28 protein-coding genes and 1 riboswitch are annotated in these 26,228 nt (G+C 43.7%); of the genes, 8 read left to right on the top strand and 20 right to left on the bottom strand.

The window, feature by feature from the left end; all coding sequences use genetic code 11:
• The first annotated feature begins 115 nt into the window (after nt 1–115).
• Nucleotides 116–868: a hydrogen peroxide-dependent heme synthase gene (gene hemQ, locus NSQ29_RS00790; protein ID WP_042191564.1), complete on the top strand. Its 753-nt coding sequence runs from the start codon at nt 116–118 to the stop codon at nt 866–868.
• A gap of 59 nt (nt 869–927) precedes the next feature.
• Here hemQ and NSQ29_RS00785 read toward each other — a convergent pair whose 3' ends face one another.
• Both NSQ29_RS00785 and NSQ29_RS00780 read right to left on the bottom strand, forming a co-directional pair.
• On the bottom strand, nt 928–1,206 hold the full coding sequence (locus NSQ29_RS00785; protein WP_042191567.1) for a hypothetical protein: 279 nt from the start codon (nt 1,204–1,206) through the stop codon (nt 928–930).
• Nucleotide 1,207: 1 nt separating this feature from the next.
• The gene (locus NSQ29_RS00780) at nt 1,208–2,401 is read right to left on the bottom strand and encodes an NAD(P)/FAD-dependent oxidoreductase (protein ID WP_042130890.1); all 1,194 of its coding nucleotides are present in this window, start codon (nt 2,399–2,401) and stop codon (nt 1,208–1,210) included.
• A 331-nt stretch (nt 2,402–2,732) separates the two neighbouring features.
• Here NSQ29_RS00780 and NSQ29_RS00775 point away from each other — a divergent pair, with 331 nt between their 5' ends.
• Nucleotides 2,733–3,707: an NAD(P)/FAD-dependent oxidoreductase gene (locus NSQ29_RS00775; RefSeq protein ID WP_094877850.1), complete on the top strand. Its 975-nt coding sequence runs from the start codon at nt 2,733–2,735 to the stop codon at nt 3,705–3,707.
• A 131-nt stretch (nt 3,708–3,838) separates the two neighbouring features.
• On the opposite strand, the gene NSQ29_RS00770 is transcribed toward NSQ29_RS00775, so the two are convergent.
• Nucleotides 3,839–3,982 (bottom strand): sporulation histidine kinase inhibitor Sda, encoded by a 144-nt coding sequence (locus NSQ29_RS00770; RefSeq protein WP_036685584.1) that lies wholly within the window; start codon nt 3,980–3,982, stop codon nt 3,839–3,841.
• A 314-nt stretch (nt 3,983–4,296) separates the two neighbouring features.
• On the bottom strand, nt 4,297–4,959 hold the full coding sequence (locus NSQ29_RS00765; RefSeq protein WP_042191569.1) for a YheC/YheD family protein: 663 nt from the start codon (nt 4,957–4,959) through the stop codon (nt 4,297–4,299).
• A 331-nt stretch (nt 4,960–5,290) separates the two neighbouring features.
• Between NSQ29_RS00765 and NSQ29_RS00760 the strand changes: the two genes are divergently transcribed.
• Complete coding sequence (locus NSQ29_RS00760) at nt 5,291–5,500, top strand: hypothetical protein (RefSeq protein ID WP_042191571.1); 210 nt, start codon at nt 5,291–5,293, stop codon at nt 5,498–5,500.
• Nucleotides 5,501–5,567: 67 nt separating this feature from the next.
• On the opposite strand, the gene NSQ29_RS00755 is transcribed toward NSQ29_RS00760, so the two are convergent.
• Nucleotides 5,568–6,020 (bottom strand): GNAT family N-acetyltransferase, encoded by a 453-nt coding sequence (locus NSQ29_RS00755; RefSeq protein ID WP_076285244.1) that lies wholly within the window; start codon nt 6,018–6,020, stop codon nt 5,568–5,570.
• 100 nt (nt 6,021–6,120) lie between these two features.
• The gene (locus NSQ29_RS00750; protein ID WP_042191575.1) at nt 6,121–6,480 is read right to left on the bottom strand and encodes a HesB/IscA family protein; all 360 of its coding nucleotides are present in this window, start codon (nt 6,478–6,480) and stop codon (nt 6,121–6,123) included.
• A gap of 372 nt (nt 6,481–6,852) precedes the next feature.
• Here NSQ29_RS00750 and mqnE point away from each other — a divergent pair, with 372 nt between their 5' ends.
• Together mqnE and NSQ29_RS00740 are read left to right on the top strand one after the other, a co-directional pair.
• Entirely contained in the window at nt 6,853–7,959 is a 1,107-nt protein-coding gene (gene mqnE / locus NSQ29_RS00745; protein WP_341124096.1) for an aminofutalosine synthase MqnE, read from the top strand.
• 49 nt (nt 7,960–8,008) lie between these two features.
• On the top strand, nt 8,009–9,070 hold the full coding sequence (locus NSQ29_RS00740; RefSeq protein ID WP_341124095.1) for an NAD(P)/FAD-dependent oxidoreductase: 1,062 nt from the start codon (nt 8,009–8,011) through the stop codon (nt 9,068–9,070).
• Nucleotides 9,071–9,138: 68 nt separating this feature from the next.
• Here the strand turns inward: NSQ29_RS00740 and NSQ29_RS00735 are convergent, their stop codons facing one another.
• Nucleotides 9,139–9,393, bottom strand: a complete 255-nt coding sequence (locus NSQ29_RS00735) for a YuzB family protein (protein ID WP_042191582.1) — start codon at nt 9,391–9,393, stop codon at nt 9,139–9,141.
• 81 nt (nt 9,394–9,474) lie between these two features.
• On the opposite strand from NSQ29_RS00735, the gene NSQ29_RS00730 reads away from it, so the two are divergent.
• Nucleotides 9,475–9,723 carry a NifU family protein gene (locus NSQ29_RS00730; RefSeq protein ID WP_042130899.1) on the top strand — a complete coding sequence of 83 codons (249 nt, stop codon included), beginning with the start codon at nt 9,475–9,477 and terminating at the stop codon, nt 9,721–9,723.
• Nucleotides 9,724–9,878: 155 nt separating this feature from the next.
• Here the strand turns inward: NSQ29_RS00730 and NSQ29_RS00725 are convergent, their stop codons facing one another.
• The 13 genes from NSQ29_RS00725 to NSQ29_RS00665 all read right to left on the bottom strand — a co-directional run bounded on the left by NSQ29_RS00725 (nt 9,879) and on the right by NSQ29_RS00665 (nt 24,274).
• Entirely contained in the window at nt 9,879–10,736 is an 858-nt protein-coding gene (locus tag NSQ29_RS00725; RefSeq protein ID WP_341124094.1) for a MetQ/NlpA family ABC transporter substrate-binding protein, read from the bottom strand.
• 58 nt (nt 10,737–10,794) lie between these two features.
• Complete coding sequence (locus tag NSQ29_RS00720; RefSeq protein ID WP_341124093.1) at nt 10,795–11,454, bottom strand: methionine ABC transporter permease; 660 nt, start codon at nt 11,452–11,454, stop codon at nt 10,795–10,797.
• Nucleotides 11,454–12,470 (bottom strand): methionine ABC transporter ATP-binding protein, encoded by a 1,017-nt coding sequence (locus tag NSQ29_RS00715; protein ID WP_341124092.1) that lies wholly within the window; start codon nt 12,468–12,470, stop codon nt 11,454–11,456. Before NSQ29_RS00715 ends, NSQ29_RS00720 begins: the two co-directional genes overlap by 1 nt.
• A gap of 100 nt (nt 12,471–12,570) precedes the next feature.
• Nucleotides 12,571–12,710: riboswitch (SAM riboswitch) on the bottom strand.
• Nucleotides 12,711–12,810: 100 nt separating this feature from the next.
• A complete protein-coding gene (locus tag NSQ29_RS00710) occupies nt 12,811–13,545 on the bottom strand; it encodes a Cthe_2314 family HEPN domain-containing protein (RefSeq protein ID WP_042191592.1) in 735 nt (244 codons plus the stop codon).
• 109 nt (nt 13,546–13,654) lie between these two features.
• Complete coding sequence (locus tag NSQ29_RS00705) at nt 13,655–14,632, bottom strand: COX15/CtaA family protein (protein WP_076285250.1); 978 nt, start codon at nt 14,630–14,632, stop codon at nt 13,655–13,657.
• An 89-nt stretch (nt 14,633–14,721) separates the two neighbouring features.
• The gene (locus NSQ29_RS00700) at nt 14,722–15,066 is read right to left on the bottom strand and encodes a thioredoxin family protein (protein WP_042194485.1); all 345 of its coding nucleotides are present in this window, start codon (nt 15,064–15,066) and stop codon (nt 14,722–14,724) included.
• 78 nt (nt 15,067–15,144) lie between these two features.
• Nucleotides 15,145–16,773: a putative polysaccharide biosynthesis protein gene (locus NSQ29_RS00695; protein ID WP_341124091.1), complete on the bottom strand. Its 1,629-nt coding sequence runs from the start codon at nt 16,771–16,773 to the stop codon at nt 15,145–15,147.
• 27 nt (nt 16,774–16,800) lie between these two features.
• The gene (locus NSQ29_RS00690; protein WP_076285251.1) at nt 16,801–17,286 is read right to left on the bottom strand and encodes a DUF456 domain-containing protein; all 486 of its coding nucleotides are present in this window, start codon (nt 17,284–17,286) and stop codon (nt 16,801–16,803) included.
• Between the two features lie 36 nt (nt 17,287–17,322).
• Nucleotides 17,323–18,078: a Cof-type HAD-IIB family hydrolase gene (locus NSQ29_RS00685; protein ID WP_341124090.1), complete on the bottom strand. Its 756-nt coding sequence runs from the start codon at nt 18,076–18,078 to the stop codon at nt 17,323–17,325.
• 77 nt (nt 18,079–18,155) lie between these two features.
• Nucleotides 18,156–20,261 carry a peptidoglycan D,D-transpeptidase FtsI family protein gene (locus tag NSQ29_RS00680; RefSeq protein ID WP_341124089.1) on the bottom strand — a complete coding sequence of 702 codons (2,106 nt, stop codon included), beginning with the start codon at nt 20,259–20,261 and terminating at the stop codon, nt 18,156–18,158.
• A gap of 26 nt (nt 20,262–20,287) precedes the next feature.
• Entirely contained in the window at nt 20,288–22,363 is a 2,076-nt protein-coding gene (locus NSQ29_RS00675) for a peptidoglycan D,D-transpeptidase FtsI family protein (RefSeq protein ID WP_341124088.1), read from the bottom strand.
• 266 nt (nt 22,364–22,629) lie between these two features.
• Nucleotides 22,630–23,775, bottom strand: coding sequence for a transglutaminase domain-containing protein (locus NSQ29_RS00670; RefSeq protein WP_076300350.1), 1,146 nt, complete (start codon nt 23,773–23,775; stop codon nt 22,630–22,632).
• Between the two features lie 61 nt (nt 23,776–23,836).
• On the bottom strand, nt 23,837–24,274 hold the full coding sequence (locus NSQ29_RS00665) for a hypothetical protein (RefSeq protein WP_042191604.1): 438 nt from the start codon (nt 24,272–24,274) through the stop codon (nt 23,837–23,839).
• A 270-nt stretch (nt 24,275–24,544) separates the two neighbouring features.
• Between NSQ29_RS00665 and NSQ29_RS00660 the strand changes: the two genes are divergently transcribed.
• Together NSQ29_RS00660 and NSQ29_RS00655 are read left to right on the top strand one after the other, a co-directional pair.
• The gene (locus tag NSQ29_RS00660) at nt 24,545–25,732 is read left to right on the top strand and encodes an MFS transporter (RefSeq protein WP_076300351.1); all 1,188 of its coding nucleotides are present in this window, start codon (nt 24,545–24,547) and stop codon (nt 25,730–25,732) included.
• Nucleotides 25,733–25,863: 131 nt separating this feature from the next.
• Nucleotides 25,864–26,211, top strand: coding sequence for a DNA primase (locus NSQ29_RS00655; RefSeq protein ID WP_076285257.1), 348 nt, complete (start codon nt 25,864–25,866; stop codon nt 26,209–26,211).
• Nucleotides 26,212–26,228 lie beyond the last annotated feature (17 nt).

The following is a 26,228-nucleotide window of genomic DNA, read 5'->3' as shown; positions in this document are numbered from 1 at the left end:
TATTTCAAGCGGAGCCTATGCTTCGTAAAACAAAGCGTATGCTTCCGATGTTAGTTTTACGCGACGTTATTTCAAGCGGAGCCTATGCTTCGTAAAACTTTTAAGGAGTGAGATCATGAACGAAGCCGCTATGACACTGGAAGGCTGGTATGCATTGCATGACTTCCGCTCACTGAACTGGACCGCATGGACGGCAGCAGATGATGAAGAACGTGCCGTTGCTCTGGAAGAATTACATGCTTTTATGCAAGAATGGAGTCCTGTCGAAGAAGCCAAACAAGGCAGCTCCGCGGTATATTCCATCGTTGGCCAGAAGGCCGATTTCGTAATGATGTTCTTGCGCGAAAGCTTGGAAGATTTGAACCAGCTTGAGACGGCCTTTAACAAAATCGCTTTTGCTCAATATACAACTAAAGCCTATTCCTACGTAAGTATTGTTGAATTAAGCAATTACCTTGCGGGGGGCAGCGATGGTAGTGATCCTATGCAGAATCCGCATGTTATCGCACGTCTAAAACCTGTTTTGCCGCAAGCGAAGCATATTTGCTTCTATCCAATGAACAAGAAACGTGAGCTCGCCGATAACTGGTATATGCTTGATATGGATAAACGTCGGGAGCTGATGGCTTCTCACGGATTAATCGGACGTGGTTATGCTGGTAAGGTGAAACAAATTATCACCGGCTCCGTAGGTTTTGATGATTGGGAATGGGGCGTAACCCTGTTCGCTGAAGATCCGCTACAATTCAAGAAGCTGGTTTACGAAATGCGCTTTGACGAAGTCAGTGCTCGCTACGGCGAATTCGGACCTTTCTATGTCGGCAACCTGCTGACTGAGGATTCTTTTGAAGAAATGCTTAAATTGTAATTGTAATAACAAAAAGGGTGAGTCTCCAGATCTTTATGGAGACTCACCCTTTTTAAATGCTATAACGAAGTTCCTGCTTCCTCATCCTCTTCGCTGTCATCTTCATCATCACGCAGACTTTCCAAATATTCAGCCGTAGCCCTGTCACGCGCTCGCCCTTTTTCCTTTAAGCGTTCAATGCCAGGGAGAATGAGCAGATCAATTTCCTTTTGAACAACATACGCTAGATCGTACTGATTCTGATCCTCCAGATAAGATCCAACCTCAATCAGTCCGTTATATCGGTCCAATTCTTCTCGGGTCAGCAATCCACGCACCTGCACGCTGCAGTGACGCATCTTATAAGAATCTTCCTTTTTTCAGAACCAGCGGAATCCCACCGATAATGAACAAATAGCGCATATCCACAACTTTTTTCAATTGAGCTGCAGTCCAGCCCTTGTAAGTTTTGCTGCCAACTACAGCAATCCCTTGACCTTTACCTAGAGAAGCTACTGTTCCTTTATTGCTGAATGCAAATTTCTTGGGTTGTTGATTACGGATCGCAGCCACCAAATTATGTGCACAGCACTCTCCCTGTTGCATAGCAATTTGTGCTGTTGGCGGATAAGGACGCCCTTCTGGGTTAATCATCAAGGAGCCGTCTCCAATAATGAAGATATTGTCTTGGCCTGGTGCACGTAAATATTCATCTACTTTCACACGTCCACGCATAGCTTCAAATCCTGCAGCTTCAATCAGACGGTTTCCTCGAATTCCGCCTGTCCAGACAATTGTAGAAGCCTTAATCTCTTCGCCTGATGCCAGAATTACACCGTTTGGTAGACATTCCTTGATCGCAACGCCCATCTTGAATGTAACACCCTTCTTAGTGAGCAAGTTCATCGCATACTCAACAAGTTCAGGAGCAAATCCAGGCAGAGCTGTTGGAGCAGCTTCTATGTTATATATATTTACCATGCTTGGATCAACGTCAAATTCTTTGCACAACCCAGGGATGCGGTCAGCTAGTTCGGCCACAAATTCAATTCCGCTAAAGCCGGCACCACCGACTACGAAATTGATATGCTCCTGAGCATTGTTCTCGTTCTTATATTTGGCAAATTGATACTCAATATGTTCACGAATCAAACGAACGGAGTTGATGCTCCGGATCGTCAGTGCGTATTTATCAAGTCCTGGAATACCGAATGTTTCAGGCTCTCCGCCCAAAGCAATGACGAGATAGTCATACGAAAGAGTACCATCCTCCAAAATAATCTTTTTCTGCTGGGTACGAATTTCCTGAACAGATGACTTAACGAGATCGATCTTGAATTCATCGATTAGTTTAGAAATAGACACCCGAGTGTGTTCAATACTGTCTGTACCCGCGGCAGGCATATGTAGATGGGTAGTAAAATAGTGGTACTCGTGACGGTTTACGAGCGTGACATCCGCTTCATTATAGTTCAAAGCCTTCTGTAAGCGCTGTGCGGTCAAAATACCCCCATAGCCCGCGCCTAAGATTACGATTTTGGGAATACTACTCATGTTCCGGCTCCTTCCAAGAGGTAAATCTGTCTTTGTATTTTTTATTGAAACAATGTACGGTCCTTTTTGTGAATTTATACACTTATATTTAGAAGAAATTCCAATCAAACTTAAAGGATTTCTAAATTGACCATATCCATTGTAAACCTTAGTGTACTATTAATCAAACATTAAAATACTAAAAAACGTCACATTCTTATTGTGTTCTAAAGTCTTTCTTTGCAGGTATGTGTCACAATGTTTATAATAAGAAAGAATACAAGTATGGCAAAATGAATATATCAACTCGGAGGTGTAATATCCCGTGACACAAGAGCAATCCGGCGTTCCTATGAGCGACCTTTTAATCATAGGTGGCGGTCCAGCTGGCATGTTTGCCGCATTTTACGGTGGGATGCGTCAGGCATCCGTAACACTTATTGAAAGTATGCCCCAATTGGGAGGACAACTTGCTGCACTTTATCCTGAAAAATACATTTATGATGTAGCAGGTTTTCCAAAAGTAACTGCACAAGAATTGGTTGACAACCTGACACGGCAAATGGATATGTTCCAATCGAATATCCGGCTGGAGGAGAAAGTAATTTCTGTTCAGAAACGGGACGAACGCCATTTTGTTGTTACAACTGATGTAGCAGAATATCACAGTAAAGCTATTATCATTACAGCTGGCGTAGGCGCTTTTGAACCTCGTCGTTTAGAACTGCCAGACGCAGGACGGTTTGAAAAAGCCAACCTTCATTATTTTGTAAATGATTTAAATGCCTTTAAAGATAAAAAAGTTCTGATTAGCGGTGGTGGAGATTCCGCAGTAGACTGGGCACTAATGCTGGAACCGATCGCGGAGCAAGTAACCCTGATTCACCGCCGGGATAAATTCCGTGCGCATGAGCACAGCGTAGAGAATCTGATGGCTTCCAAAGTTAACGTAATTACACCTACTGAAATTACAGAACTGCATGGTGACGAGTTTATTACTAAGGTTACCTTATCTCATATCAAGACCAAGGAAACACAAGAAATCGAAGTCGACAGTGTAATCGTCAATTTCGGATTTGTTTCCTCTCTGGGACCCATTGCAGAGTGGGGTATCGATATTGAAGGGAACTCCATTGTCGTTGACTCACGTATGGAAACGAGTATTCCGGGAATCTTTGCAGCCGGCGATATCACCACATATCCAGGTAAGCTGAAGCTAATTGCTGTAGGATTCGGCGAAGCCCCAACGGCTGTGAATAATGCAAAAGTCTACATCGATCCGGAAGCCAAGCTTTCACCAGGACACAGTAGTAATATGAAACTCTAATTCTATCTACCACAATAAAAAAGGGTATTCTGACAGGCCTATCAATACTAGCCTATCAGGATACCCTTTTATGTTTGTGACTCGCGGTTTATTTATATGTAGCCAGCTACAAAGGTATACTTTGCGCTCTTTTAATGAAGAACCGCATGAACTGGAGAGTGTAAGTTTCGTTTGCGAATCTCAACGAGTAGAAGAGCGATGAAATCATGCTCTAGTTGCAGTTCTATCGCTCTATGGTAAGAGTCTAGAAGCATCTCATCGGACAATTCAACCATAACGTTCATCTACCTTTCCTGTATTTGGATCTGAATCTATCATATCAAACTATCATTTTTCGAACAAGCGTTCGTGTTATCCACAAGTACATGTGGAAATCCTGTGTATAATATGTGCGTAAGCGTTACAAAGGTGATAACTGCACAGTGGAATATGGGGATAATAGTTATACACAGGACTGAACCACTTGTATACAGCTAAAAATATATTTTTATTGTAAATAAATTACAATATAATTTACCCCAAAAGAACGCAACTAAACGCAATTTTATCTTACTACTCTATTATCGTCAATTCTAAAATTTTTGTTAATTTACTGAGGTCTTGTATTAACCTCCAGAATCCATATTTTGCCTGAATAATCCACGGCGTAATCAAAACCCAGTTCGCCTATTCCAGGGAAATGCCGCTCCATCAGTTCGATACATACGAGCGTTAGCCTGCGCATTTCTGCTTTCTTCGCTGAGGCTTTAATTCGAGGCAAGGATCTGCGAAGTCCTTCTCGACAAGAAAGCATCGTGCCTCCTTTACATAAATTAGTTACGAACAGGCCAGGCCGGGCCAATCTTCCCACCATAGAGCGAAACTCCCAAACACCGCCATTTCTCACTACTTTGACCCGATAATCAATAGGACGCCCACCAATTCTGGCGAGAGAAATCCCCTGTTGAATCAAATATTTACGTCTAACCTTGACGAAATGAAGCGCTCGTCTCATGGATCTAAAGTCCTTGTAAATTCGAGTTCTGTCCATATAAGTAAATCCATAACCTCGACTATCCCGAAACACTTTAATTACACCGTAGCCTCCACCGCCAACTATTGGTTTAATAACAACATTTCCGTATCTCCGGAGCATGGCTAACAGTGAGTCAGCCGAATACACCCTCGTCATTGGTATATAATGAGAAACCCTCGCGTCACTGAGCAATGCTTCTGTCTTCAACCATTTGCTAGCCAATTGTCTTCCCGACATCGTCCTTTCCCTCCTTTCACATTCCAGCCTACCCTATACATTACTCAGAAAAGGCCCCACCCTCTTGTATGATTGTCCGTGTAGGAGGAAGCTCTTAGCAAAAAGGGCTTAGAGCTTGTATCGACAACATTCTCAACCTCGCAGGTTAGATTGAAGATTTTGTAGAACCTCATTTCTGAACATTCGACATCTAAAACGCAATGGATGAGTTCACTATAACTAGAATAATCTTCAAAATCGTTGTATTATTAATAGCGGTTACATTTTCAATTCCTACTATATAAATAATGAATTAGAGGCTCGCTAAAAAACAGCGCGGGGAGGGCTCGGAATGGCTCAGTTTTTCGAGGTATTATATTGGGTGGCCATGCTTGGGATGTCCATCGTATTGGCTGGAACGACTATACTGATCTGCGCTATTGGCTTTAAATTCATTAAAGACAGGCGCAGAGCACTGGGTGCTGGCTGTATTGCCTTTTCCCTTGGAGCCGCAGGGCTCATCGTGTTTATGATTAATTACAAGTTTATTATTCCAGCCTAATTGTACGCAGGAACAAACAAAAGCCCTCTCGAGGAATTCCATCGGAGGGCTTTTGTTTGTATGTCACTCATATATCTAGCGTAAGACGGATCATATCCACTACCTTGATCCCATTTTCAACAATCTCTTCACTGTAATGTCTGATAAAAAAATCTCTATCGATTCCGGTAATTCTAAATCCACATTTCTGATAAAGAGCCAGTTGTCCTACACTAGAATTCCCCGTACCCACTTCAATCGTCTTCGCACCAAGTAATCTCGCATTCTGAATCGCATGATAGACCAACTGCTTTCCTATCCCTTTACTTTGCTGATTCTCATCAACGGCTATATTTACTAGCTCCACTGTCTCAGGTCTCGTTTGTAGCAAAACATAGACACCTATAATGCAATTCTCCACTTCAGCTACAAAACATTGCCCTCTTTTTAAATACGCTTCAACAAGACTTAGGGAAGGATCGGCTAATAACAACAAATGTAAGGGTGGTTGTTCTTCTGCGTTTAATTTCCTAATTAGCATGCTTAGAGCTCCTTGTGATGACTTTTGTCATTGAGAATAAAAAAGCCTCCAAGCCCGTGTTGTAGAACTCAACATGGGGCTTGAAGGCGTAACGTCGCGATTAGCAAGGCTCTTCGTTCGGTTTTCCTGCATCCGTAGCTGTACGGAAGCTTGAGCCACAGCCACAGGTTGCAGTAGCGTTCGGGTTATTAATGGTGAAACCACCTGTCATTCCGGATTCTTCAAAATCAATTTCGAGACCATCAAGGTAACGAAGATTCTCTTTCTCCACGACAACCTTCATTTCTTGGATGTCCATATATACGTCCTGATCGGTTTCATTATCATCAAAGCCCATAGCGTAAGAGAATCCACTGCAACCACCGGGCGTTACTCCAATACGGAGGAACATGTTCGGCACTTCTTGTTCAGCAAGCATCGCCTTTAATTGTTCTGCTGCCTTTTCGCTAATATTAATCATGATCATATCCTCCTATAAATTAAACTTACTTCAACAGAAAAACTTATGTTTAAGGGACCTTCCGGCCAAAAGTTACTTTCTTAAAAATATTTACTTAATAAACTCAGTATAACCGACTATTTCATTACCCTCAAGTCACAACTGCCTTATGCCTGACCTATCGCACCAAAATAAACCATCCATATCCAGCTGTTGATCCCCTTATAAGAGAGGTTTATAATAAGGAAGGCAAACATAAGTAAAAATTCGGAAATTTGTCACGGAGGATAACCCTCCGCTTTATTTTCATGAATGAACAGCTACCATCTGGGTAAGTCTGGGAATTATCTGCGGGCAATGGACCCCGTAAAACTTTCAGGAGGAATTCATAATATGTCTACTCTTTTCACCCCCCAAACAGACGCCCGAATGATGAACATTATTGAAAAAGTTCGCGGCGGCGAAAGATTGAATTTAGAAGATGGCGTTTATTTATATCAGAGTAACGACCTACTTACGATTGGCCAATTAGCAAATGAAGTCAATCTTGCAAAGAACAACAACAGGGTATATTTTATCGAAAACATGAGTCTATATTTCACCAATGTTTGCGAATCTCACTGTGCATTCTGCAATTTCCGCAAAGATGATGGAGAAGAGGGTGCTTATACCCTTTCCGGTCAGGAAATGGTGCAATATGTCGAAAAGCATATTCATCCAGGTGTGCGCGAATTCCATATCGTAGGCGGTCATAATGACAAGGTTCCTTTCCAGTATTACGTGGATTCTTTAAAAGCCTTGAATGAACGTTTCCCTGAGGTAACCTTAAAAGCATACACTGCAGCCGAAATCGATTTTTTCACCCGAATTAGCGGATTGAGTATTCGTGAGGTACTCGAGCAGCTGCGTGCTGCAGGACTTAAGACACTTACTGGTGGCGGCGCAGAAATATTATCCGATCAATACCGTAAAAAAATGCGTGTAGATAAGGCTAATGTGGAAGAATATCTGGAAGTTCACCGAACAGCACATCAGCTTGGCATGAAGACACATACAACTATGCTTTACGGTTCGATTGAATCTCATGAAGATCGTATCCGGCACATGATGCAGATCCGCGATCTACAGGATGAAACCAATGGCTTTATGGTATTCATTCCATTATCTATGCAGCCTAAGAACAAGAATGCAGGGATTATGCGCCGCAACTCCGCTTATGAGGATCTGAAGACGATTGCGATCAGCAGATTGATGCTGGATAATTTCGATCACATCAAAGCGTACTTTATTAATATCGGTCCTCAGCTTACTCAAGTTGCACTGAACTTCGGTGCTTCTGACGTCCATGGTACTATTCTTAAAGAACGCATTAGCCATGCGGCTGGTGCCTTAACACCTGAAGGCCTCACTCGCGATGAATTGATCTGGTTAGTAAAAGGTGCTGGACGAATTCCAGTAGAACGCGACACGTTCTACAATGCGATAAAGGTATACGAATAAACGACTACCTAGATCCGTTATCCTATATTGGAAAGGAAGTTCGGTCAGCATGAGAACACTACTCGTTCTGGGCGGCGGCTATGGCGGCTTGGCCCTAATTCAAGAATTGCTCAATAATCACCTTCCACAGGATATTGAAATTATCTTAATTGACCGAATGCCTTATCAAGGAATCAAAACGGAATATTATGCGCTTGCCGCAGGTACAGTAACTGACTATCACTTGCGGATCCAGTTTCCGGTTCATCCCCGTCTCACTATCCGTTACGGTGAGGTGAGTTCCATTGATTTGGAGAGTAGAATCGTTACAATGGAGCATGACGAGACTGTGTCTTATGACATACTTGCCATTGCACTAGGTTGTACCGACAATTACCATAACATCCCTGGAGCTGATCAATATACTTGCAGTATCCAGACCTTTGCAGGGACACGCGAAACTTACCAACGTTTAAACGATGTGAAGCCTTATGGAACTATAAACATTGTAGGCGGAGGACTAAGTGGAGTGGAATTGGCGGCAGAGCTTCGGGAGAGCCGACCAGATCTTAATATTGCTATTCTGGATCGCGGTGAACGTGTCTTATCTGCCTTCCCTGCGAAGCTGTCACAGTACGTGGAGGAATGGTTTCACCACCATCAAGTACAGACACTTGGACGTGTCTCCGTATCCCATGTAGAGAAAGATGCGCTTTTTAACGGTACAGAGGAAATTCTTTCAGATGTTACAGTATGGACCGCAGGGATCCAACCTGTGAAGGTTGTTCAGGAATTAACAGTCCCGAAGGATCGCGGAGGACGAATCATTCTGGATGAATATTATCGTGTACCTGATTATCCAGAAGTGTATGTAATTGGCGACTGTGCCAGCCTGCCATTCGCTCCAAGCGCACAAGCCGCAGGAGCGCAGGGTGAGCAGGTTGCTCAGGTTATTCAAGCCATGTGGCGCGGCGAGACCCCTAAGCTTCATCCTATTCGTCTAAAGGGTACCTTAGGCTCACTAGGCAAGAAAGCTGGATTTGGTCTGATGGGCCAACGCTCCGTCAAAGGACGGGTTCCCCGTATCCTTAAGAGCGGGGTGCTCTGGATGTCAAAACGCACTTTAGGATAAACCTAAGGGCTGCTCTTTTCCGTTATAAATACGAAAAAGAGCAGCCCTTTATTTTCCACAAAAAGCATTTAATCAAGGTCCATATTGAACCAAGCCTCTAGCTCTTTGATTTTAGTATCAATTTTCTTTTCTAGCTCGTCAACAGTATCTGCTGCAACGATGTCCCCTTCAACCATGGCAAACGGGGTTAAATAACATTCCCCACAATTGTTCAGGCATCCGTATTCGATCACATCGTAATCTGGATTTTCCTCCAGCTTATGCATTAGCTTGTCTGTTCCGTGACCCATGTTACTGGCACAAAATTCAATAATTGGTCTCATGATGATCTCCCTATTCCGCCTAACCATTTTATTTTTTAACTTTTTGTACTATAATGAACTTACGAAAGGAGTGATTGAGAAATGAGTGAGAATGCACAAAGCACCGAAATGTATGATGAAGTATTGGAAGTGCTGGATAAGCTTCGTCCGTTCCTGCAACGCGATGGCGGCGACGTTGAACTGGTCGATGTAGAAGACGGCATCGTTAAGTTGAAACTTATGGGTGCCTGCGGCAGCTGCCCAAGCTCCACGATCACCTTGAAAGCCGGGATTGAACGCGCCCTTCTTGAAGAAGTAGAAGGCGTACAAGAAGTTATGCAAGTATTCTAATCCCATTCAATATCATTCCCGATCCTCCTCTTCAGGAGATCGGGATTTTCTTATTATAGAGGATTTACACTTCCCCTACAACATACAGCATAAAACCCGCTTGCCGTTAGGCAGCGGGTTTTATGCTGTATTAGAGATTAAGTTAGCTTTCTGTCTTAAAATGCTGGAATGATCGAGCCTTTGTACTGCTCTTCAATAAAAGCTTTAGCTTCTGGAGAATTCAGTGCAGCGACAAGCTTTTTGATTGCATCAGAATCTTTATTGTCAGGACGAGCTACCAGGATGTTAGCGTAAGGGGAATCCGTACCCTCAATGAACAAAGCATCTTTAGTAGGAACTAGGTTAGCTTCCAAAGCATAGTTAGTGTTAATCAAGGCAAGATCTACTTCATCCAATTGACGACCTAACATTGCTGCATCTAGCTCGATGATTTTAAGGTTTTTCTTATTTTCAGTGATATCTGCTTGGGTAGATGTGATGTTGGTATCATCTTTCAAAGAAATCAGTCCATTTTTGGCAAGCAAGATCAGTGCACGACCACCGTTTGTAGCATCATTCGGGATGGCAACTTTCGCACCATCAGCCAGCTCGTCGATGGATTTGATTTTTTTGGAATAAGCACCAAAAGGTTCAACGTGAACGGCTGTAACAGAAACTAGATCCGAACCGTTCTTTTGATTCTGGTCATCCAGGTAAGGTTGATGTTGGAAGAAGTTAGCATCCAGATTCTTCTCTGAAAGCTGAACGTTTGGTTGAACATAGTCAGTGAATTCTTTGATTTCTAATTTAATTCCTTGCGCTTCAAGCAATGGAGCAATAGCTTTTAGGATCTCAGCGTGTGGAACAGGTGAAGCACCAACCACCAATTTTACAGGTTCTGCAGATGACTCAGTTGCAGCACCATCTTTTGGTGCATTAGTAGCAGCCGAGTTAGAAGCATTATTGTTATTGCCGCAAGCAGCCAGCACCACAACCAGTGTCAGACTAAAAAAAGTAAGTAGTAATTTTTTCATTTTAAATCCCCCTCTTATCCTTGGTATTTGTATGAATAAGGCTATATATGGACGTACCTTATTTCCGTGTGAAATGTCGTACTAGTCGATCACCGGCCATTTGTAGCAGTTGCACCAGTATGACCATTAAGACTACAGAGATAATCATAACTTCCTTCTCATATCGGTAATATCCGTAACGAATCGCTAGATCCCCTAGCCCGCCGCCGCCTACCATCCCGGACATTGCCGTATAGGAGACCAGTGTAACCAGTGTGATCGTAACCCCAGCGAGCAGACCTGGACGAGCCTCTGGCAAAAGAACACGCATAACGATCTGATTCGTGGATGCTCCCATCCCTTGCGCCGCTTCGATTACTCCACGATCCACTTCTCTTAATGCCGTTTCCACCAAGCGAGCAAAGAATGGAGCTGCACCAATGACGAGCGGTGGAATCGTACCAAGTACTCCAATGGAGGTTCCAACGATGGTTTTGCTAAAAGGAATTAAAGCCACCATCAAAATGATAAACGGTACGGAACGTAGGATGTTTACGACGAACGATAAGACCGAGTAAATTACTCTGATTACTATACTATTCGATCTTCCCCATAAATACAATACAATTCCGAGTGGTAAACCAAGAATAATTGTGAACAATCCTGAGAATATTAACATTTGCAAGGTAGCAACTGTAGCATCCATCATTTCTTGCCAGTTTAAGTCTGCGAAATTCATTACGAAATCACCTCCACTTCAAGGCCTTGAGCGGTTAGTTCGGCTATCGTCACAGCGATCGCTTCAGCTGGACCTTCGAACCGAACAATCATTTGTCCATAAGGTACGTCTTTTATCGTTGAGATGGTACCATGCAGAATGGCGAAGCTAACACCTGTCTCACGTACTACATTGGAAAGTGCAGAGCCGTAGGTCTTCTCTCCGAAAAAAGTAATTTTGACGGCCTGAGAGTTGTCCCCAGCAGCAGCGTCAAGCGCCGTACGAAGGGGTCCCTCATTCTGTGATTCACTGCGAATGAAATCGCGAGTGACCTCATGCTGCGGCTTCAGGAATACCTCCGTGACTTTACCTTGCTCAACGATACCACCACCATGAATGACCGCAACACGGTCGCAAATGCTCTGAATCACGTGCATTTCGTGAGTGATCAGCACAATAGTCAGATGGAACCGTTTATTAATATCGAGCAATAGCTTAAGAATAGAGTCTGTCGTTTGTGGATCAAGCGCAGAGGTTGCCTCGTCACACAGCAGCACATCAGGGTCGCTGGCAAGTGCCCGAGCGATGCCGACTCGTTGCTTTTGTCCTCCTGATAATTGAGACGGATACTTATCCTGGTGTTCTTCAAGCCCAACTAGAGCAAGCAGTTCTTTCACTTTTGCATCAATATCTGCTCTCGAGGTACCTGTGAGTCGTAGAGGAAAAGCAATATTATCATATACAGTCGCAGAAGATAGCAGATTGAAATGTTGAAAAATCATTCCTATCTTGCGCCGCTGCTCCTGCAGCTGGCCTTGGGTAAGCTTGGTTAGTTCAATGCCATCTACCCATACTTCCCCTTCTGTCGGACGCTCCAACAGATTAATGCAACGGATCAATGTACTTTTCCCCGCTCCAGAATGGCCAATAACTCCGAATATTTCACCTTTTTCGATAGACAAATTCAATCCGGAAATTGCTGTAGCCGCATGGCTGCCTTTTCCATATACCTTTGTTATTCCTTTTAGATTAATCAACGCTCGTCGCCCCCTTTATAATTCACTTATTCCATACAAAAAAACCTCCGACGATCGATGCAGATCGCAAGAGGCTCTGTGTGTTTATTTAGACAATGCCTTCTCATCTGCCAACGACCACAAACCTTGCGTCATTGTAGGAATTAGCACCATGACATTTGTACATAACGCTAATCGCGCTGTATACAAATCGGTTGCCGGGCTTCATCGGGCCTATCCCTCCGCCACTCTCGATAAGATATAGAGTATGAAATTTTATGTTTGAATTCGTACAGACTTTAATGCAAGCATAAGTATAGTAAGTTTCTTGTTTTTTGTCAAAAGGAAATATCTTGAACGCTTAGGATTGTACACGCTTTGCCTTGCTTATTTCCTTACGTAGCTGTTCATTGCTGTAGCTGAATGCCGCGATTAATGTTTTACAGTTCATTTCAAGGGACTGCTTTAAATCCTCAAGATGGCTATCTAAATCCTCAAGCTGAATTTTGTCATGCAAGCCTTGATGTCGCTGCCATAAATCATCCTGCATTTCGGAATTCATATAATGAATTTCAGCATTTCTGCGCTTGCGTAGATTCTCCAGTGGATCACGATAAGAGTTCTTGATCTGTTCCAGTTGATCTGCTAGCGCAGGATGCACATTCAATAACTGAAGTTGACGCAGTACTGTAAAATAAGAAAAGTGCGTTTTTAATTTGGAGGTTTTGAGGTCATAAAAATGATTCAGTACCGTTCCAAGCTTGTCCAGAAGAGAGAACACACGAATAAATCCATCTTTATAAAAATAAACATACCGCGCATAATCGCCTTGTTCCACTGGTGACATATCGTCCATATAACCAGCGATTACCGATTTCCGGTAAAAAGCAGCTGCGAACCAGCTTTGCTCCAATTCATCCAATGAGGAGATCAGTCCACGTGTCCAAATCTCCAGCTTGCGGTATTCATGGTCATTATCCTCATGAGCGTTCATTTCCTTGCGCAGTAAGGCTGCAAATGTGGCCATGTTCTCCATCGCGTCAGCCAATACACCGCTGTTCTTTCGAGGCGGCTCTCCAAGTATAACCCGCAGCATATCCCAGTCCTCCTAAAGTTTTGTCCAGCACCACGATATACCGATTTCCACTTTATTATTCCGCAGGTAAAGCGACTCTATCCACGGTGGGAACTTTCTACCAAGGGTGTTACAACGGTGTCATTGGATTCGTCGGATTTTTTTCAACAACGACATTTCTCGCACGATTCAGCTGCCAGACTCTTACACTCATATAACATAAGACACCAAACAAACTAGCGATCAACAAAATATGAGCCAAAGCGGCAAATATGTACAATCTTTCATTATCTAGTGTGTAAACAACAGCAGCTCCACTAAATACCTGCATCAAGCACAGCAGAACAGCTGCTACGCCAAGAGCTCTTAGCTCTGGGTAATCCTTATGTTTCCAAAAAGCTAAATGTCCAAGCACCGCAGTAAGAATGAATAAGATCAAAGCCGCAATCCGGTGCGTAAAAACAATACCTACTCCCCCGGAAAGCTCGGGAACCCATTCACCGTTACAGAGCGGCCAGCCAGAACATCCACCGCGCGAATCCGTATGACTAACAAAGGCTCCAATATAAACAACAACATAGGAATATAAGGCCGTGAAGCAGGTTAAATTGCGGAAAGCCTTACTGACGGGTTTCTTCTGAAGCTCCATCTTAGGATCGTACTCACCTGCTTCATGTCGCCTTTTAGTTCCTAGAGCCAGCATTAGAGAACTTGAAAAAGCGATCAAAGAAAAGCCCATATGTAGTGCCATTACAGCAGCAGATTGGGATTTAATCACTGCAAGCGCTCCCATACCACCTTGAACAATTACAAACAGCAACGTCATGAATGCATATACTAACAAGTCCCGTCGATTTCGAGCATAACGCCAAAAGGCAATCATCGAGGCAAGTGACAATAACCCTGCCAATCCGCTAAACAAGCGATGGGTGTATTCAATCATCGAACCTACAGTATAGGCCGGAATCAATTTCCCATGACAGAGCGGCCATTCATTTCCACATTCCAATCCCGATCCAGTCTTCGTTACAACCGCTCCCCCTAGTACAGCGAGGAACATGATAAGGCAAGTAAGATAACTAAGCCATTTCAACTGATTTGTCGACAAAAATATCACCCGCAGTTTTTAGTAATGAAGAAGCATCTTAAAAAACCACCGCTTTTGCTCGAACAGGCGAAAGCGGTGGTTTTCCGGAATTACTGTTGAAGGCTTTGATGCACTTGAACCGCTTTATCAAGGAAATTCTCAATTTCCTCGCGGGATTTACGTAATTTATTAACGAATCTAACCAATTCACGCCCATCGGAATACGCGACAAAGCTTGGAATACCCATAATATTTTGTTCCTGACTAACGTCACCCACAGCATCAACGTCAACCTCAACCAGCGTTAGACGATCTGCATAGGCTTGCTCTACCTCAGGAATAAAAGGATCGATAAATTTACAATCCGAGCACCAGTCCGCCTTGAAGATGGCTACAGTTAATCGAGGAGATTGAATGGCTACCTGAAATTCAGCAGGAGAACTAATTTTGTCCATAGCTTGTTCAGTCCTTTCTTCCATATCTGTCAAATTTCTATTCATTAAGTGAAGCAAAATGTCATGCAGAAGTCAAACTTATTCTCTCATACGAACACGCGCAGGCTGCAATTTCATCAGCGGATGGAGCAATTTTTGCAATGCACGCGGATAACTGGAGATTTCCTGTTTAGTAAGCACACCCAGTACAATTAGCATGACCAGATAAATAACAACAACAGCGGCCCCTACAACAAGACAAGTGATCAGAAATGCCAGACGTGCAGGCATTAGATCTGTTAACAGAATTCCAGCTTGGTTAAGTCCAAAACCAATACCACCGGACACCAGAACCGCAATTGCGAAGCCGCCCCACCGTTTACCCATAATTTCGAAAGGTACAATGGATTTCAGCATCCGTAAGTTAAGAATAGTAATAACTACGAAACAAAGTGCTGTTGCGCCGATAATCCCGTAGATCCCAAATATCTTACTTAGTAAGAAGCTTGCGACTAATTTAACAATAATACCCACTAGCACATAATACATTGAAATGCGTGATTTGCCCATACCGAGCAAGATGGAGTTCGTTGTCATCATGGTGATCTGAAAGATCGTTCCAATCGTAAGCATCGCCACAATTCCGCTTCCGTCCAAGCTGCTGAACAATAACCCGTTTACAGAATAAGCTGCTGCCACAAGTGCCAACACAATTGGCATCCCTGTCAGGATAGAAATCCGCAAAGCAAGTGTAATTTGCTTCTTCAAGTGTCCCTCATCACGACGGGCATAGGCAGCTGAAATGATCGGAATCAGCGAGGTACCTAGCGCAATGGCTAGTACCGGCGGAATTCCGGCCACACTTTGAGCACGCGTGGTTAGTATACCCAAAGCTGCTGTTGCACTCTCTCTACCCATCTGATCAATAAGCAGTGGAACAGCCAAAGAAGTATCAATCACATTCACTACGGGAATCGTAAGTGAAGAGAGCACGATCGGAATTGATAGTGTGAAAATATCTTTGTAAATTCCCCAAATCGGCAATTTTTGAGTGGTATTGTAATTTAATCCTTGCTGTTTATCCTCTCGGCGCAGCTTGATTGCAAAATAAATCATGACACCAAATGCTGCAATACTACCAATTACGCTACCGAAGGATGCTCCCGCAGCTATAGTTGTATTGTTATACCCCTGCTGTAATAGAATATAAGCTAGTAAAACAGCGACTAGTACGCGAGCGAACTGCTCTACAATCTGTGAAATACCACCAGCCATCATGTTGTTGCGCCCTTGAAAATATCCACGCATCATGGCAATTGCCGGAAAAAGTAAAAGCGCAGGTGCAATAGCCCTAACTGCCATCGCTGATTCAGGTACATCAGCAATATGTGTCGCATAGAACGGAGCGCCTATGTACAGCAAGGCCGTCATGATTACCCCTGCTGCTACTGAAAACAGCAATGCTGCATGATACACTTGTCTCGCCTCTTCAGGACGATTCAGAGCGTACCGCTCGGAGACCATTTTACTGAGCGTACTTGGAATACCTGCTGTAGCCACGGTGAGCAGCATTAAATAGATATTGTTCGATACCCCAAATGATGCTCTCCCCACATCATCAAAAATATGATCCAGCGGCACCCGCTGAACAAGCCCGAGTACCCTTGCCACCAAAGCTGCAGCAGCAAGGATAAGCGTGCCTTTTACGAAAGACTCTTTCTTGGACAAACCATTTCCCCTTCTTCACTGTTAAAATTAAAACCGGACGACCCATATAAAAAAGAGGACGACCATAATAATTTGTAGCACAATTTTGACAACAGTACTACTAAACAACCCAAGTATTGATCCTACACTTACTTTGGCAGCTTTAGCTGGTGAAGAACCTACGATCAATTCTCCTATAAAGGCACCCAGAAACGGACCAATAATAAGTCCAAAGGCTGGGATTACAAAAGGACCAATGATTAGCCCAATCGTACTCCCGATAATCGATGAACGTGAGCCGCCAAATTTCTTAACGCCCCACGCCCCTACAACGTAATCAGCAATAAATAAAACTACAACGATCAGCGTTTGAATGATCCAGAACCAGACACCAAAAGGCTCGAAAGAAAAGAACCAGCCATATACGAAAAAGGCAAGATAAATCGCAAGAGCACCCGGCAGTATAGGGTACACAGCCCCCGCTAGCCCTACGGCAAATAAAGCAATAATAAGAATCCAACCCAGGATCGTCAACACTTAACCTCCTAATAGCAAATATGCTCTATGGATTCACTTCGCAATAGCTTCATTAAAAATATATTTTCGAATGACTTCTGCAATTCCATCATTATTATTAGAAGCCACCACAACGTCAGCCTCTTCTTTAACCGTCTCCTGAGCGTTGCCCATGGCAACCCCAAGCCCTGACTGCTGAATCGCTGCAAGGTCATTGAGGCTGTCACCAACCGCTATAACTTGGGACATGTCTAGTCCTAGCAGCTTACAGACTTCCATGATTCCGGCTGCTTTATTCACTCCTAGAGGGTTAATCTCCAGGTTATGTGGAGAGGAGTTCGTAATCTCCAATCCACCCATATCTTGAAGACGAAGCAGCAGTTTATGACGAAGCTCATCATCTTCGGTGTGATAACCGAATTTAAGCCATTCTCTGCCCGTTACATCCCCATCCCAGTTATCCTGTTTGTGGACTTTTTCCGTAGAATAGGCCCAGAACCAGATGTCATCTTCTTTAGCAAGTTCATACATTTGTTGTACCAGCATAGGATCCATCAATGATCGCCGATAAATTTCATGTGGTGCTCGCCATATCTCACTACCGTTCACAGTAATCATAGGTGTTTCTAGTCCAAGCTGCTCAGCATATGGAAATGCACTTGTAAAAGCTCGGCCTGTCGACAGACAGACATGAACGCCTGCGTCGACCGCCTTTTGAAGCCATTTCACCGTTGTAGGTGTAATAATCTGTTCATCATTCAGTAGGGTTCCATCCATATCCAAAGCAAGCAGGCGGTATTTGGCAGTCATTGCCACCCCTCCATTCTTTTATGCTCTCAATAGAGCAGCTGTTTATTTTTTAATCATTATTCACCTTAGAGTCAAAGTTACTGAGTACCTGTAGTCGTTCCTTCATTCGCAGGATCATTTGTATTATTACCTGACTGTAGACTCTTCTTCGGAACGCCATCAAGTCCATATTCCCAATCATAAGCATCAAAAATTTTACGTGCGACCGGCGCGGCACTCTGGGAACCAAAGCCTCCTTCTGGAATAACTACGGCTACTGCCAGCTTAGGGTTATTTCGTGGGGCATAAGCAATAAATACACCGTTATCACGAATTTGACCCTTTGCCACTTGTTGAGATGTTCCCGTCTTACGAGCAAAATCATAAGGGAAATCAGAAAAAGCACTAACTTCACTTCGCATACCCTGTTGAATTTCTTTCCAGTAGGATTTATCGAAGGCTGTTACTTCATCTATTACCTCACGACCGAACTCCTTGACTACTTTTCCGTCAGCATCTGTAATCTTGCTAACTAGCTGAGGTTTGATCCGCTGTCCTTCATTAGCAAGTGTAGCTACGTATTGGGCAAGCTGCAACACCGTATAACTACCTTGTTGGCCGAAAGAAGCATATACAAGTGCCGCTTGGGCGCTACCCGCAGCCTCTATATTGGTATAGTTAATCTGTCCTAAGAATTCATTTGGCAGACCACTTCCCGTGGATACACCAAGTCCAAACTCTTTCATATACTTATCCCAGACATCTACGCCTTTGCTTTTGTATTTGTCATACAATCGTTTACCGATCATGTCCACCATGAACGCATTCGACGATTTCTCAATCGCTCTTGCAGGGTCCATAGAACCGTACACATGTCCTCCGGAGTTTCTTACCTTAGTTTCATGACCTGTTTTACCAAAAGTCGCGAAACCTCTATCCGGATAGTAGGTTGAGGTTGTAAAGAGACCTTCATTCAGACCCACGAGTACGCTCAAAGGTTTAATTGTTGAACCTAGTAGCAGTACAGACCTAAGTCCATTACCTGACGTCCCTGAAGAAATCGGATTAATGGTACCGTTCTGGTAGTTATCCATGATACTGTTCCAGACATCTGTGGATAAGGATCCCGATGTCCAAATATTCGTATCGTAGTCCGGCATACTTGCCATACTGACGATATTCCCCGTATCGACTTCCATCGCTACAGCGTAACCAGTTAAAGCATTAGGATGCGTTTTACCCTGTACAGTATTGGAATGCAACCACTTAATCTGATCCATAATCGCCTGCTCTGTCTTCATCTGAATGTTCTTATTAATAGTTGTCCAGACGTCATTGCCTTTGACAGGAGGGACTACACGTTCGACTTTCTCTGCCATGTTCTGTGGATTGACGGAGATTTCCTGATAGCCGTTTTGTCCCCGAAGCTCTCTCTGATACTGCAGCTCCAGGCCGTCAAATCCGACAAATTCGTCGTCCTTGTACGTTAGTCCTGGCTCCGGATTGTTCTTCATAGCATTTAAGATATTCTTATAAATATTAAGGCTGTTTGCTGATTTAAAAGGCTTGATATAACCTATCGTCTGTACGGCAACCGTATCTTTATCGTAATGACGAATGCTTTCCTCGACAATTTCAAGGCCTGGGTATTCTCCCTTATGTTCCATGAAATAGGCCACTTCCTGAGTAGTCAGGTCCGCCTTAATTCGCCGTGCCATAAAGCCAAGTGATTTCCGGAAATATAAATCCAGTGCGTCAATAACATCTGCTTCTGTCATCTTCTCAGCTTTTGGATCACCATATTTATTGAAATCAGCTACCAGCTTGGCTGCCAATGCATCTGACTTGGCTTTAGCTTCTGGAGTTAGGGTAGTTTTACCGGTAATTTTATCTGTTTGCTTAGCGGTATACTCCTTATTGAGCGTAATATACAGCGATTGAACCGGTGTAGAGTACGCTAACTTCTCACCTTCAGCAGCATAAATTACACCTCTCATGGAAGCTAGCGGTACATTTTTGGTATCTCTGCTTGTCTCCACTTCAGTTAAAGTGGGTCCTTCCACGAATTGCAACACAGCCAGGCGTATAATAATTACGCAAAATATAACAAACGTGCTAAAGAAAAACACGTTGAGTCGCAGGCCTATGGAACTTTTACTGTTGGTCTCATCTGGAGGTGAGGCCTGCTTACGGAAAAAACTCACAGTTTATTTCTCTCCTTTTTCTCTAATTATTCTTGAACGGGGCCTGACGCAGGAGTGACATTCTTTTTCGGCACACCATCGAGCCCGTACTCCCAATCATAGGCATCAAAAATTTTACGAGCCACCGGCGCAGCGCTTTTGGAGCCAAAGCCCCCTTCTGGTATAACAACCGCTACGGCTAGCTTCGGATTTTCTCGCGGAGCAAAGGCAATAAATACCCCATTATCACGGTTTATATTTTTTCTGTCTGTTTTTTCAGAGGTACCTGTCTTACGTGCAAAATCATAAGGAAAATCATCAAAAGCACTAACTTCACTGCTCATCCCCTGTTTGATCTCTTTCCAGTAGGATTTGTCAAACGTTACCGTATTAAGCACTTCTCTTTGAAATTCCTTAACCGCCTTACCTTGCGCATCCGTGATCTTGCTAACGAGTTGAGGCTTAATACGCACTCCTTCATTTGCAAGAGTAGAAGCATACTGGGCAAGCTGCAATGTAGTATAACTGCCCTGTTGGCCAAAAGAAGCATAGATAAGTGCGGCCTGCGAGCTGCCTGCGGCCTTAAGATCAGTATAGTTAATCTGGCCCGCTGATTCACCTGGGAGACCACTTTTCGTAGATACACCCAGCCCGAACTCTTTCATATATCTGTCCCATACCTCAATGCCTTTATCCCCCGGATATTTCTTGTAAAGCTGCTTACCCACCATATCAATCATAAATACATTAGAGGAATTCATAATCGCCTTGGCCGGATCTAGTGAACCATATACGTGACCCGATGAATTTCTTACGGATGATTTATTATCCTTACCGAAATAAGTAATGCCCACATCTGAATAGGTTGTTGAGGTATTAAAGAAACCTTCCTTTAAACCAATTAACACACTTAATGGTTTGATCGTAGATCCCATAAATACAAGTGAACTAAAATCATGACCTGATCTACCAGATGAATTCGAAGTAATCGTACCGTTTAGATGATTATTCATTATTTTATTCCAAACAGGTGTTGGTAAGGAGTCTTTAGTCCATACATTTGAATCGTAATCCGGCATGCTTGCCATGGCGACAATATTTCCAGTCTCCACTTCCATTGCTACGGCGTATCCGGTTAAAGCATCTGGATGCGTCTCACCTTGAACAGCATTGGTATGCAGCCATTTAATCTGATCCAATATGGCCTGTTCTGTCTTCATCTGAATCTTCTTATTAATGGTCATCCAAATATTATTACCTTTTACAGGAGCAACGTTCTGTTCAACCTTCTCAGCCATATTCTGAGGAGTCACCGAAATGACCTGATAACCATTTTCTCCTCGTAGCTCTCGTTGATACTGCATTTCCAGACCATCAAACCCCACATATTCTTCTGCTTTATACATAAGTCCAGGGGGAGAATCTTTTTTCATTTCACTACGGACATTCTTATACATCGCTATATCTTCAGTCGATTTAAACGGCTTTCCAAAGCCGACTGTCTGCACCGCTACCGTATCTTTATCGTAGTGACGAACACTCTCCTCCACGATCGTTAGCCCCGGATAATTGTCTTTATGCTCCATGAAATAGGCTATTTCCTCTGGAATTAATCCAGTCTTGATCCGTCGCGGCACATAACCTAAATACTTTTTGAAATCTAAATCTAATGAATCCAAGATATCTTGCTGCGTCAGCTTCGGCGCATTCGGATCTCCATATTTAGCAAAATCAGCTGCAAGCCTTGCTGCAAGCATATCGGAGTTGTACTTCGCCTTCTCCGTAAGTGAGGTCTCACCCGTTACTTTATCTGTCGTTCTAGCTGTATAATCTTTAGTTAATGTAAGGTAAAGCGACTCCGTAGGTGTTGAATAGGCAATCTGCTCTCCTTCGGCAGCAAAAATAATCCCACGCATCGCTGCGAGCGGAACAATTTTCGTTTCCCGGCTCGTTTCTTCTTCACTCAACAGAGCTCCCTCAGTAAACTGTAAACCTGCAAGACGTACGATAATAATACAAAAAATAAAAAAAGTGCCAAAGAAAAAAATATTCAGTCTCAAGCCTACAGAATTTCTTGAAGATATCCCGTCCTTAGGCGGGAGCTGCTTACCAAACAAACTCACCAGCTTTCTCCCCTTCTACAAGCATAAACGCCTTGACCGTCCTTATAAGGAAGGTAAGTGTTTAAGCGAGAAATATAAGACATAAAGTATAGTGCTTATACTTTCTTATATTTTAAAAAAATGTCTGACAACCCTTTGCCTGAGACATTACTCTTATGATGAAGGTGAGTTCTTAGCTGCTTATTGTGAGCATGCCCTCGCATTTAAGTTAGAACTGACGTTACTTGAGTTTATTGTACCACACCCCAGGAGTTCAGCGCCCTCACTCAGAGGGCGTTCTCCCTAATATGCGTTTCATCAAAATCCTTCGGATTGAACCAATCTCCACTGCTAGCCCAAGTCGGATCCAGCGGAATCCAAGCTTGCCGATCACTTATATATACTTCATTCCAAGCATGTGCACCATAACCGCCACGCCCATCATAACCCTGACCTGTTACAACCCGTACCTGCAAGCCCTGTGAACGAGCCATCACAGCGTACAGTCGGGCATAGTCTATACACACCCCTTGCCGAGTGTCGAATGTATCCTGTGGTGTCTGTTCATGCCAGACCCTGTTTTGCAAATAATTGTCAGCTTTAGCATAATCGTAAGTCACGCGTGTACCTACCCAATCATAGAGAAGTCTCGCTTTTTTCTCTTCATCTTGCGCTTGTCCAACAATGTCTTCTGCTGCTCCTATAATATCCTGAGGAATTTCATGATCGATAACCTCATATTTTCTGCGAAGGATATCATTCATCTCTGCTGCAACGGTCTTTGTCAGAATAGGAAGTTTCTTCTGCACAGTCTCACCAACAATAGGTTCAAATACAGCAGCAGCGCTCTGACTATAGATTGGAGAGGACTCCACATAACGACTAAATCCACTCTCCGGATTTAATCCAACACAGATGAAAAGAGCGAGAACAATTACCAGACTACGCATTAAGCCGATAATTAATCCAACCATTGCTCCTCCCATACGGCTTACCTGCGTAATCTTTCTGTCTTTAAACTTCTTAGTACGCCGCAATTGTGGAAAAGGAAGCAACATGGATAACAGTCCTAAGAGCATACGAATTAACAGATAAGAAATCAGGAGTAACAATAGAAATCGAACTAGCGGTGATTCTGATAACACAGACACCGCCGTATAATAAATTTGCTGCCACTGTGTAAGCTTCGTATCAGGAAGACTAATACCCGATGCCCAAGTCTCTACATAGGGATTGAGGTAGGCCGCAGCTGGGATAGCTAATACCAAAGATGCTATAGTAAATAATCCTGTTCCCAGCAGCCCAAATAATCTTCCGGTAGCGCTTGAGAAACCTCTGCTCCAGCCTTGCAATAGAGAGAAGACTACAACCAGCAGGAGGGCGATGGAGATGATATTAGCATCACTCACACTAGTCATCCATCCGTTTATCATATCCGCTCTCTCCTTTCAGTCGCGTGCTTGCTCGCTTGTTATATTTTTGAGTCCAAGCCTGTTATTGATGTTTTCGGGCTTCCTCGATAAATGTTTTTGTCGTATCTGTAACACTCCACTTTCCAAGACTCACACCACGGAAAGTAACCTCTACTTTATCTTCACCCGCTGCGCCCTTCACTTCAATATTCGGCGTTGTAATCGTAAAGGTCCCGTCTCCATTTGAAGTGTACTTCGCATCCTGCGCTTCTTTAAGCATAACCTCTTGCGCTTCCTTCTTCAGCGTGCTTACCGTTCCATCTGCCACCTTATTCACAGCGTTACCAATTTGGTCCATTGTAACACCACTATAGATGAACAAACCTACAACGATCACGATGACAATCGCCCATTTCAGAACGGTTTTAACCAAATTAACAACCGCAAACAGCAGGACAAGCGCAATTACAATAACTAGCCAATTTTCCCTTATAAACTGTGACCATACCTCTGGATCCATCAATCTCACAACACCCCTATCGCCTAGTTTCGTCCCAAGGATTCTCTCTTCCCATAGACATAACGCCAATATTAATTATTATACATGAATACCCATCATAATTCATGGTTCCACCCTCCGTAAAAGGTATACCTACCAGCGGAATTAAAAAAGCGGTATAAGCCCTCTCTGTCCCACGTAAAGTACAAGTAGTGCTTAAGAATTGGTTCTTCATTATTACGCCGTCCTGCATTCACTTGTGCTGTAGGTGGCTCTCGGAGGTGTTTCCCTGTGAAAACTGCGCTGTGGCTATACTTATTTCTCTTTTTGGCGTTCTTCGATTTACATGCTCAGTATCCCGTCCTTACGCCCTTTGCCATCTCTCTTGGTGCGGGACCCACCTTTATTGGCTGGATGATGGGCATGTACTCGTTGACCCACCTTCCCGGCAATCTGCTTGCAGGCGTACTCGTCGATCGTAATGGCTCCCGCCGCTACATCGTCTTCAGCCTTGTCGCAGCGGGAGCTATCCTACTGCTGCAAGCTCATGTACAGCTTCCATGGCATCTGCTAATGCTAAGAGCAGCAAGTGGATTCGTGCTCGCTTTCCTCTCTCCAGCCTGTATGACGTTACTCGCTTCTTTGTCATCCGATGCCACAGAGCAGGGTAAATATATGTCCGGACATGGTATCGTTCATACGTTAGCTTCAGTTGTATCGCCTGCTGCGGGAGCTTTTATCGTAGCAAAAGCCGGCTACTCTGGCACCTTCACCACACTTGGATGGCTCCTTATCGCAACAGGAATCATGGCTTTTTTTAGTGTACCTGCGCCTTCGAGACATATATTAAAGCCGCTAAGCTCAGCGCCATCAGCATTAAAAGTTCCAGATAAACCTTCTATACCAACGAAAGATGATGAACTGGTATCCAAACGGTATTACCTTTTACCTTTTTTCGTTTCCTGTTCACAAGGCGTTCTCTTTTTCGAGCTCCCACTATCTCAAACAGGGAGCAACAGTATTCTTTCCACTGGTATACTACTGTCACTCCTCAGTTTAGGTGCTTTGGTAACGCTCAGCATGCTCTTCCTGAACCGTCTTTCTCCGGGGGGAAGAATAGCAGCGGCATTACTGGGAATGGCCATCAGCTTCTTTGCACTCGCTTCATTTCACAGGATTCCGACTGCTGCGATTCTTTTTATGCTCGGCGCAGCCAAAGGAGTGTTGTTTCCTGCAATGGCATCACTCTTTATTAGTCTCGGTGGCCCTGGGCGAATGGGTCGGACTTTCTCCATGCAGTCGATAGCCATGTCACTTGGTGCATTCGCTGGGCCCGTGGCTGCTGGACAGCTAAGGTCCTTCGTTTCTCCTTACTTCATAGCCTTTCTACTATTAATGGTAGCATTGCTTCTTCTTCCACCTAAAAACACTGGTAAACTATCGAACCTCACTTCCAAATGGAATGGGCGAGCCGCATGATTCTTTGCTTTTACGACATTTCCCGGGGAATGAAGACTTTCTTGCAGAAACAGTTGTTAAAAATGACGATCCTTCGGTAAACTATAATGAGCCTGAAGCTTGGACCCATTCCCGGAGGTGATTGTCAGCTAATGTCCATAACGATTATTGTCGAAGGTAAGAACGATCGCAGCAGATTACGGCGCGTGCTGGTACCGGAAGTAGAAATCCTATGTACCTTTGGTACATTAAATACACTAAAATTAGAATCCCTCCGGCAACAAGTAGGAGATGGAGAAGTATACCTTTATTTGGATAACGATAGCTCTGGCAAAAAAATACGCAGTGTGCTCCGGGATGCCTTCCCTGATGCCGATCATATTTATACTCGTCGCGGATATGCTGGTGTGGAGGGTACGCCTGATGAATACAACATCACTCAGCTCGAAAAAGCCGGATTAGAAGATTTCATCATCTACCCTGAACCACTTCCATTTTAGCTGAAACAAGTATAAGG

This window comes from Paenibacillus sp. FSL F4-0236, from assembly GCF_038000135.1.
In the GTDB taxonomy this organism is placed as follows: domain Bacteria; phylum Bacillota; class Bacilli; order Paenibacillales; family Paenibacillaceae; genus Paenibacillus_AQ.
The sequence above is the reverse complement of the archived record's forward strand: the minus strand, read 5'-3'. Positions and strand labels throughout refer to the sequence as shown.